This window comes from Geobacillus sp. ZGt-1 (assembly GCF_001026865.1).
GTDB classification, from domain to species: domain Bacteria; phylum Bacillota; class Bacilli; order Bacillales; family Anoxybacillaceae; genus Geobacillus; species Geobacillus thermoleovorans.
In genome coordinates this window covers 1,695-10,571 of the sequence record NZ_LDPD01000021.1, presented here as the reverse complement: position 1 = coordinate 10,571, position 8,877 = coordinate 1,695, and the positions used below count along the sequence as shown (strand labels likewise).

Annotated in this window: 10 protein-coding genes and 2 pseudogenes; 5 read left to right on the top strand and 7 right to left on the bottom strand. The window is 51.8% G+C overall.

Going from position 1 to position 8,877, the window contains the following annotated elements; translation table 11 throughout:
• The 4 genes from VU18_RS17355 to VU18_RS08355 all read left to right on the top strand — a co-directional run.
• Positions 1-857 (top strand): hypothetical protein (locus VU18_RS17355; protein ID WP_047757967.1); only part of this gene is annotated, 857 nt, incomplete at its 5' end.
• Positions 858-981: 124 nt separating this feature from the next.
• Positions 982-1,569: a Uma2 family endonuclease gene (locus VU18_RS08365; RefSeq protein WP_023633585.1), complete on the top strand. Its 588-nt coding sequence runs from the start codon at positions 982-984 to the stop codon at positions 1,567-1,569.
• Between the two features lie 2 nt (positions 1,570-1,571).
• The gene (locus VU18_RS08360; protein WP_014196047.1) at positions 1,572-1,877 is read left to right on the top strand and encodes a 4a-hydroxytetrahydrobiopterin dehydratase; all 306 of its coding nucleotides are present in this window, start codon (positions 1,572-1,574) and stop codon (positions 1,875-1,877) included.
• On the top strand, positions 1,874-2,650 hold the full coding sequence (locus VU18_RS08355) for a 3-hydroxybutyrate dehydrogenase (RefSeq protein WP_047757961.1): 777 nt from the start codon (positions 1,874-1,876) through the stop codon (positions 2,648-2,650). The genes VU18_RS08360 and VU18_RS08355 overlap by 4 nt, the downstream gene beginning before the upstream one ends.
• Positions 2,651-2,703: 53 nt before the next feature.
• Here VU18_RS08355 and VU18_RS08350 read toward each other — a convergent pair whose 3' ends face one another.
• On the bottom strand, positions 2,704-3,231 hold the full coding sequence (locus VU18_RS08350) for a YceI family protein (RefSeq protein ID WP_014196045.1): 528 nt from the start codon (positions 3,229-3,231) through the stop codon (positions 2,704-2,706).
• Positions 3,232-3,395: 164 nt separating this feature from the next.
• On the opposite strand from VU18_RS08350, the pseudogene VU18_RS08345 reads away from it, so the two are divergent.
• Positions 3,396-3,566 (top strand): annotated as a pseudogene (locus VU18_RS08345) (MurR/RpiR family transcriptional regulator); the annotation flags it as partial.
• A 344-nt stretch (positions 3,567-3,910) separates the two neighbouring features.
• Here the strand turns inward: VU18_RS08345 and VU18_RS08340 are convergent.
• The 6 genes and pseudogenes from VU18_RS08340 to VU18_RS19830 all read right to left on the bottom strand — a co-directional run.
• Positions 3,911-4,810, bottom strand: coding sequence for a response regulator (locus VU18_RS08340; RefSeq protein ID WP_014196040.1), 900 nt, complete (start codon positions 4,808-4,810; stop codon positions 3,911-3,913).
• A gap of 49 nt (positions 4,811-4,859) precedes the next feature.
• Entirely contained in the window at positions 4,860-6,119 is a 1,260-nt protein-coding gene (locus tag VU18_RS08335; RefSeq protein ID WP_014196039.1) for a HAMP domain-containing sensor histidine kinase, read from the bottom strand.
• 217 nt (positions 6,120-6,336) lie between these two features.
• Positions 6,337-6,987, bottom strand: a complete 651-nt coding sequence (locus VU18_RS08330; protein ID WP_023633758.1) for an amino acid ABC transporter permease — start codon at positions 6,985-6,987, stop codon at positions 6,337-6,339.
• A 16-nt stretch (positions 6,988-7,003) separates the two neighbouring features.
• Positions 7,004-7,657 carry an amino acid ABC transporter permease gene (locus VU18_RS08325; protein ID WP_014196037.1) on the bottom strand — a complete coding sequence of 218 codons (654 nt, stop codon included), beginning with the start codon at positions 7,655-7,657 and terminating at the stop codon, positions 7,004-7,006.
• An 88-nt stretch (positions 7,658-7,745) separates the two neighbouring features.
• Positions 7,746-8,591, bottom strand: a complete 846-nt coding sequence (locus VU18_RS08320; RefSeq protein WP_011231463.1) for a glutamate ABC transporter substrate-binding protein — start codon at positions 8,589-8,591, stop codon at positions 7,746-7,748.
• A gap of 28 nt (positions 8,592-8,619) precedes the next feature.
• A pseudogene (locus VU18_RS19830) lies at positions 8,620-8,877 on the bottom strand (polar amino acid ABC transporter ATP-binding protein); the annotation flags it as partial.

The window sequence follows — 8,877 nt, the reverse complement described above, 5'->3', positions numbered from 1 at the left end:
GTGGCCGCATCCATATCATCGCCCACAGCCAAGGGGGGCAGACGGCCCGCATGCTTGTCTCGCTCCTAGAGAACGGAAGCCAAGAAGAGCGGGAGTACGCCAAGGCGCACAACGTGTCGTTGTCACCGTTGTTTGAAGGTGGACATCATTTTGTGTTGAGTGTGACGACCATCGCCACTCCTCATGACGGGACGACGCTTGTCAACATGGTTGATTTCACCGATCGCTTTTTTGACTTGCAAAAAGCGGTGTTGGAAGCGGCGGCTGTCGCCAGCAACGTGCCGTACACGAGTCAAGTATACGATTTTAAGCTCGACCAATGGGGACTGCGCCGCCAGCCGGGTGAATCGTTCGACCATTATTTTGAACGGCTCAAGCGCTCCCCTGTTTGGACGTCGACAGATACCGCCCGCTACGATTTATCCGTTTCCGGAGCTGAGAAGTTGAATCAATGGGTGCAAGCAAGCCCGAATACGTATTATTTGAGCTTTGCCACAGAACGGACGTATCGCGGAGCGCTCACAGGCAACTATTATCCCGAACTCGGAATGAATGCATTCAGCGCGGTCGTATGCGCTCCGTTTCTCGGTTCGTACCGCAATCCGACGCTCGGCATTGACGACCGCTGGCTTGAAAACGATGGTATTGTCAATACGGTTTCCATGAACGGTCCAAAGCGTGGATCAAGCGATCGGATCGTACCGTATGACGGGGCGTTGAAAAAAGGGGTTTGGAATGACATGGGAACGTACAATGTCGACCATTTGGAAATCATCGGCGTTGACCCGAATCCGTCATTTGATATTCGCGCCTTTTATTTGCGACTTGCCGAGCAGTTGGCGAGCTTGCGGCCTTAAAACTAGTATTTTGCGAAAAAGCCATCTCGATCGGATGGCTCTTTTTTGAGGAGCAAGCTCTTGAGTTGTATGACGGCCGCGGATGTCCGATGGTATAATAGGGGCAAAGCAAGCGGGTGGGGGAATGGACGTGAAGCCGACCGAGCGGCAAAAGGAACGGTATACGTATCAAGATTATGTCAAGTGGGACGGACGGTGGGAGCTGATCAACGGCGTGCCCTACAACATGGCACCGGCCCCTTCATTTGTCCGCCAGTCTATCGTCGGTGAATTGTATGTCGCTTTGCGGGCATTTTTTCGTGAAAAAGGATGCACGGTTGTCATGGCGCCATTTGATGTACGCCTTGATGAGCAGGCGGACTATGAACAGGCGAAGCATGTCGTGCAACCAGATATCTCCGTCATTTGCGATCAAAGCCAAATTGGCAGCCGAGGCTGCGATGGTCCGCCTGACTTGGTAGTGGAAGTGCTTTCGCCAAGTACAGCGTTGAAAGATCGAAACGAAAAGTATATGTTGTACGAACAGTTTGGCGTCAAGGAATATTGGATCGTGGATCCGCTGCATCGAACGGTGGAAGTGTACGGCCGCGGCGAAAAAGGGTATGAGAAGCGGAGCGTCTTTGGCGAAGGCGATGTGCTCGTCTCGTTTTTGTTCGCTGATTTGACGGTTTCGCTGGCTGGCATATTTCAAAATATAGAGGGTGAGGGATAACGGTGCGGTTAACGGAAGAGGAAGTGCAAGCACTGCTTGAAAAAGCGGACGGCTGGAAGCTGGTCGATGAGCGGTGGATTGTGAAAAAATACCGTTTTCAAGACTACTTGCAAGGAATCGAGTTCGTTCGGCGAATCGCCGCGATTTCGGAAAACACAAACCACCACCCGTTCATTTCGATCGACTACAAGCTCATTACAGTGAAACTGTCCTCATGGCGGGCGAAAGGGCTGACGAAGCTCGATTTTGACTTGGCGAAGCAGTATGATGAGGTGTATAACCAGATGAAGCAGGGGGAAGGGGAATGATGGCGCATCGCACAGCCCTCGTCACCGGAGCGGCGCGGGGGATCGGTTATGAAGTGGCGAAAACGTTGGCAACCAACGGCGTGAACGTCGTGCTTGCCGACTTGAAGCAGGAAGAGGTGGAACAGGCGGCAGAGTCGTTGCGGCAACTAGGCTGCGAGGCCGTCGGCGTCAAGTGTGATGTGACGGCGGAAGAAGAGGTGAAACAAACGATCCATGAAGCGGTCAAACGGTGGGAGCGTCTCGATATTGTCGTGAACAACGCCGGTTTGCAATATGTCGCCAATATTGAAGACTTTCCGACCGAGAAGTTCGAGCAGTTGATCCGCGTCATGCTCGTCGGCCCGTTTTTGGCCATTAAGCATGCGTTTCCGCTGATGAAGGAGCAGCGCTACGGCCGCATTATCAACATGGCGTCGATTAACGGATTGATCGGGTTTGCCGGAAAAGCCGCCTACAACAGCGCAAAACACGGGGTGATCGGCTTAACGAAAGTGGCGGCGCTAGAAGGGGCACCGTACGGCATTACGGTGAACGCACTTTGTCCGGGGTATGTCGACACAGAACTCGTCCGCAATCAGCTCGCTGATTTGGCGGCGACGAGAAAGGTGCCGCTTGAGAAGGTGCTCGAGGAAGTGATTTACCCGCTCGTGCCGCAGCGGCAGCTCTTGTCCGTTGAAGAAGTCGCCCATTATGTTCTCTTTTTGGCAGGCGAACAAGCGAAAGGAATCACCGGCCAGGCGGTCGTGATCGATGGCGGGTATACGGCGCAATGAAGCGCAATAAGCCCTTAGCCTCGCAAATGGCTAAGGGCTTGTTGCTTGGTCGTTCAGCTGAGAGCGAATTCAAAGCTCGCGAGGATTTTGACTTCTTTCCCGACGAGGAATCCGCCGGTTTCGAGCGCGACGTTCCATACCAACCCGTAGTCTTCGCGGTTGATCGTTCCTTCGACATCAAAACCGACCGAGATGCCGCCGGTGAGCGGGTTTTTCACTTGGCCGTTGTATTCGACTTTGAACGTTTCCGTTCTCGTCACGCCGCGGATCGTCAGCTTCCCGGTCACTTCATATTCCGTGTCGGAAAGCTTGCGCACGGACTCACTGACAAACGTAATGGTTGGATAGTTCTCAACATCGAAAAAGTCGGCCGAGCGGAGATGATTGTCGCGGTCGGCGTTTTTCGTATCGATCGAGGCGGCGTCGATCGTCGCTTTCACGTTCAGCGACTCGAGTTCGTTGATGTCGCCTTGCACCTCAACGTCAAAGTTGGTGAATTCCCCTTTCGCTTTGGAGATCATCATATGTCTCACTTGGAAGGCGACAGAGCTGTGCGCTTTGTCGAGTTGAAATGTTGTCATCGTTTTTCCTCCTCTTGTCATACGATTCATATTCACATCATTATCATAGCAAACATATATCTCGAATTCAAATATTTTTTATTAAAGTTTTTATTGGCGTGAAGAACAGACGCCCATCCATGATAAGATGAATATGAAACGGTGGACGGAAAGGGAGAAAAAAGATGAATGAACTTGGCATTTTAACGAAAATTGAACAGCAAATGGAACGGTTTTCACCGGCGGAAAAAAAGGTAGCCGCCTACATTCTCGATCATGCTGAGCTCGTGCCGAATATGACGACGAAAGAACTGGCTCAGGCGGCTGACACAAGCGAAGCGAGCGTCGTTCGTTTTGTCTCATTCGTTGCTAGCGAAGAGCGGCGCAGTTGGCATAAGGAATGAAAAAGGTTGACCTGTCCTAAAGGCAGCCCCATCATCATGTAGAAGACTGGCCATTTAACAGGAAACGCAACTTCATCATCCCGAGTTCCAAGTTTTTCGCATTTGCGGGTCGTGAAGTGAAGGGGATGGTGGATTCCCCACCCCTAGAAGCCTAGTGAAAAACGGGGCGTCGCGCGCAAATCAACGGCGTTGGATCAGAATCGCAAGTCCGTCCGGCAAGGTTTCTCTAATTGAAAGGTTTCTCTAATTGAAAAATAGGCGGGGCCATCAGCCTTCTTCACTAAATCACCAGCTTTCTAGACGCGCTTCAGCTCGAGAAAAAAAGCCGTTAAAAACTTCCGCACATTCATCCGGCATTCCGTCTCAGCTTGGCCGCGTTCGAGCTCTTTCATCCGTCGACGGATGTCACCGAAATCAAACAGCCTAGGTGCGAAATGCTCAAACGTCGGGTTCGTGTAGTCAGTCAGGCCGAGGGAAGCGAGATGGGTGAACGCCTGCAAGACGAGCCGACGGATGCGCTGTTCCATCGCCCGCGCTTCCTTGGCCGTTTCAGTCGGGGACAGGCCGTATTCCCGCTGGACGAGTCCTGCATACAGTTCTTTCAGCGGCGGCAGTTCGCGGACGGGAAGGCCTTTTGCTTCTTGCTCGGCCAACCAGCGCACCACGAGAAGCACATCCGCGCTGCCCGCCTCGCCGGCGACGCCAAGAAGAAGCAGAAGCTGTTGCGCCTGTTGCTCAATGGCGGACGGTTTGGAGACGGCGGCATCGGCCGTTTGCGTCTCAAACCCTTTGAGCACCTGGCGGATCGACTCGAGCGAGCGGACGGCGGACATGTGATCGGCGACGCGTTTCAGCACGGACAGCACTTCATAGCGGTTGATCGGTTTTTGAATGTACGTGTCAATGCCATGCAAATAGGCTTGGCCGATCATTTCTTTGTTTTCAACTTGAGAAATCATGATAAAGGTTCCGGCAAATCCTTCTTCCCGCAACGCCTTGATCGTCTGAATGCCATCACGCCCCGGCATTAACAAGTCAATGAGCACCACATCCACGTGAAGCAAGTCGGCCGCGCGAACGTGCAGTCCATCTTCGGCACAGCCGACCACCTCGCCAAGTTCGGATTCATCAATTAACTTTTCCAACATCTTCCTTACGGCGGGATCGTCTTCGATGAGAAAAAAGCGAAGCCCCATGTCCTTTGTTCTCTCCTTTCTTTGGAAGTTCCAGAATGGGTGCCATTGCCTACATCACGGCATTTTCTTGCTGGTCAGCCTCGTGATCGGACATTTCGGCTGTGATCGGCGTGCTTTGCAGGAGGTGGGCTGTCGGCACGGCAAGACGAAACACCGTCTGCCCCGGCTCGCTTTTGACGAGCTGTAGATGCCCCCCAAGTGTTTGGGCGATATCGCGTGCATGGGTAAGACCGATGCCTGTTGACGGATTGCCTTGGCGGTCGTATTTTGTTGTGAATCCGGGCTGAAAAATCCAAGTGATGTCATCAGCCGCAATGCCGGGGCCGGTATCCTCCACTTCGATGATTAACTCGTTTCCGCGAAGACGTGCATGCAAAGTGACGGCGCCCGTTTTCTCAATCGCCTCGACGGCATTCGATACCAAGTTGTTAAGCACGGAAAGAAGCGGATACAGTTGGTCGGTCATGAGATCGATATGGCCGTTGTACAAAAATGTGATCGTTTTTCCGGATAAGTTGGCGTATTTTTCATTGGCGCGAATGACCATGGCGCACAGTTCGGCAATCGAAATGCGCCCGCGCACCGATTGGCGGCCGATAAGCTTAGAAAGGCCGGCGAAAATGCGTTGCATATCTTTTTTCGTCTCGTGAATATGTTCGGCAAGCTCCAGGGCGACGCGCGGTTCAACGTGTTTTCTTTCGATCAGCCGCGAGTAAAGGTCATAGCTTTGGCGCGTCATGTCTTCCATGAGAGCCATTGATTTTTGCAAGTAAAACATTTCTTCGTATAATCCGCTGCTCACCATAATGAGACGCTCGAGTTCTTGCTTTCTCGCTTCAGCGAGCGAGCGGACATGCTTCGTCACCCACATATTGTAAACGCCAATCACGCAGAAACTGCGCAAAATGGCGAATAACCATAAGACGATGACTGTTTGGCCGCTGAAGGCAAACGGCTCCCCCATCCAATACCGGATCCCTAGTTCACAGGCGTTAGCAAAAAAGTCGAGCGCCGCTCCAACCACTCCAGCTCGAATCGGTGCGGCCATTCGATGGCGAAAACGAACGGCAGCCGCCATCGCTGAAAAGCTGATATAATACCCGGCTGCCGGAATGTGGGTCAGCACACTTTCTGAAGCGGACATTTCGCCCGTCAATGAGTCAAGAAAGACGCGAAACCCAACGACCACCGCTCCGGTGCTTGCGCCGATGACAAGCGGGGGCAGGGAAGTAAAAGCGACAAGCCCGAGAAAAAAGACGGCGCTGCCGAGTGAGACGCGAAACGGGCTGTCAAACGGATTCATTTTCATTTCGCCCAGAAACGCAGTAGCAGAAAGCAAAAGCAAAAGAAGCCAAAGCGGTTCTTTTTTCGTTTGGAACAGTGGACGTCACCGCCTTTGTGAAAGTCATGGCCTAATCTATAATTCTATTATATAACAGGGAAGCGAAAACAACGGATCTTTTTTAACGAAAAGAGATGGCAAGAAAAAACCGTATGCCCCGGCTGAAGAAGGGGATACGGTTCCATCATCGCTGACGGTATTCCAACCGGCGAGATAATAACGACAGCGAATAGTTGACGATAAAGTACATGAACGCCACAAGAATGAAGATCGGGATGACAAAATTGACGTTGCGGCCGTTAATGATTTGCGCATGGTTCATCAATTCCGGCAAGGAAATGACAATGGCCAGCGACGTATCTTTCAATAAGGAAATAAACTGGCTGACGATCGGCGGCACCATGCGCCGCAATGCTTGCGGCAAAATGATGTACCATAGCGTCTGCCCATACGTAAGCCCTGATGAGCGAGCCGCTTCGATTTGCCCTTTATCGATCGACTGCAGGCCGCTGCGGACGATTTCTGACAACATGGCCGATTCAAAAATGACCAAGGCCGAAATGGCGGCGTATAGTTTATCAAGCTTTAATCCGACTTCCGGAAGGGCGAAATACGTAAAGAAAATGATTAATAACAGCGGCAAATTCCGGATCGTTTCGACCAGCACGGCCAGCAATTGGGAAAGCACCGGGATTTTCGTATAGCGAATGACTCCGATGATAATGCCAAAGACAAAACTCAAGACAATCGAAATGAACGCCACTTCCAATGTGACGAGAAACCCTTGAAGCAAAAACTTCAAATGGGCGGGCGCGTAAGCACCGGCAAAATCCATCATTTGGCCTCCTTTCCTACCGCGCCTTGAGCAGCCGGCGCTCTAAGTAGCCGACGCCAAGGCTGAGCGGGATCGTTAAGACGAGGTAAAACAAGGCGACGAAAATATAAACGTCAAAGGTGACGAACGTTTTCGAGGAAATCAAGTCGCCGTAATACATTAAATCCAATCCGGCGATGACGCCAAGCACCGAAGAGTTTTTCACCAAGTTGATGAACTGGTTGCCAAGCGGCGGAATGACGATTTTCACCGCCTGCGGCAAGATGACGTAACGCATCGCCTGTAAGTAGGTCAACCCGGAGGAACGGGCCGCTTCCATTTGTCCTTTCGGAACGGCTTGAATGCCCGAGCGGATCGCTTCGGCGATAAAAGCAGCGGTATACACCATCAGTCCGAGCGTTCCGGCGGTAAACGAGTCAAACCGGATGCCGACGGCGGGCAAGCCCATAAAAAAAACAAAGACGATCAACACAAGCGGGATGTTGCGGATAAATTCCACGTACGCCGTTCCGATCCAATTGAGCGGGCGAATCGGCGCGATGCGGAAAATGGCGATGATAGTCCCCAGGGCCAAGCTGCCGATCAGCGCCAGCACGCTGGCCTTGATCGTATGGCCAAACCCTTGCATGTACAAATCCCAATGTTCAACTAAAATAGAATAGCGCAACAAGGCTAAACGCCTCCTTTCCTCGCTGACTCATGGCCTGTCCTTTGGGCAAACAGGTGGGCGGATATTGTTCCGCCCACCGTTTCGCCTGTTATTGTTGCGGCTTTTTGCCGATCCATTTTTCGTAGATCTTATCGTATTCGCCGTTTTCTTTAATTTCTTTCAAGTATTCGTTGATGACTTGCAGCAGTTCTTTGTCTCCTTTGCGGACGGCGATGCCGTACGGTTCTTCGGTGAACGTTTCATCAAGGACGCGATAGTTCGGATCTTGTTTGGCCATCCCCCAAAGCAGCGCGTTGTCGGTCGTAAGCGCATCGCCTTGGCCGGCTTTCAATGCGGTAAACGCTTCCGCGTAGTTTTCAAATTCAAGCACGTTGACTTGCGGCGCGACTTTGCGGATGTTTTCCGCCGATGTCGATCCTTTCGCTGTCAGAACGGTCATGCCTTTTTTCAAGTCTTTCACGCTGTTGATCGGGCTGTCTTTTTTGACGAGCAGCGATTGCCCGGCCATAAAGTACACATCCGAGAAATCCACTTCTTTTTTCCGTTCCTCGGTGATCGTCATGGTGGCGATAATGGCGTCAATTTCCCCGTTGTTCAGCATCGGGATGCGCGTTTTTGACGTCACTTCTTTCAATTCAATTTTGTTTTCATCGCCGAGAATTTTTTTCGCCAACCCTTTGGCAATATCAATGTCAAATCCTTCGACTTTTCCGGTTTCCGGGTTTTTCAACCCGAATAAGTTCAAATCATATTTGACGCCAACGATGAGTTTGCCGCGTTGTTTAATTTTTTCAAGCGTATTGGTCGCTTTGGCGGTTTCTGACGATGTTCCGCCTTCTCCTTTGTCCGTTGTGCTGCAGCCCGTTAAAGCAACAGCGCTCAATAAGGCCGTCAAGGCGACGGCGATCCACCATTTCCATGCTTTCTTTCTCATGAACAAAACCCCCTTTGATTGACCGGAATTAATGGTTTAAAATGCGGCTTAAAAAGACGCGCGCCCGTTCTTCTTTCGGGGCCGCGAAAAACTCCTCAGGCGGCGCTTCCTCTAAAATGCGCCCTTGATCCATAAAGACGATGCGATCGGCCACCTCGCGGGCAAACCCCATCTCGTGGGTGACGACAACCATCGTCATCCCTTCTTTCGCCAGCTGCTTCATGACATCGAGCACTTCGCCGATCGTTTCCGGGTCAAGTGCTGATGTCGGCTCGTCAAACAGCAT

Coding starts and splice junctions, on each gene's coding strand:
- VU18_RS08365 (WP_023633585.1), top strand. CDS start 982: ATGGACGTGAAGCCGACCGAGCGGCAAAAGGAACGGTATACGTATCAA.
- VU18_RS08355 (WP_047757961.1), top strand. CDS start 1,874: ATGATGGCGCATCGCACAGCCCTCGTCACCGGAGCGGCGCGGGGGATC.
- VU18_RS08350 (WP_014196045.1), bottom strand. CDS start 3,231: ATGACAACATTTCAACTCGACAAAGCGCACAGCTCTGTCGCCTTCCAA.
- VU18_RS08340 (WP_014196040.1), bottom strand. CDS start 4,810: ATGGGGCTTCGCTTTTTTCTCATCGAAGACGATCCCGCCGTAAGGAAG.
- VU18_RS08335 (WP_014196039.1), bottom strand. CDS start 6,119: ATGAAAATGAATCCGTTTGACAGCCCGTTTCGCGTCTCACTCGGCAGC.
- VU18_RS08330 (WP_023633758.1), bottom strand. CDS start 6,987: ATGGATTTTGCCGGTGCTTACGCGCCCGCCCATTTGAAGTTTTTGCTT.
- VU18_RS08320 (WP_011231463.1), bottom strand. CDS start 8,591: ATGAGAAAGAAAGCATGGAAATGGTGGATCGCCGTCGCCTTGACGGCC.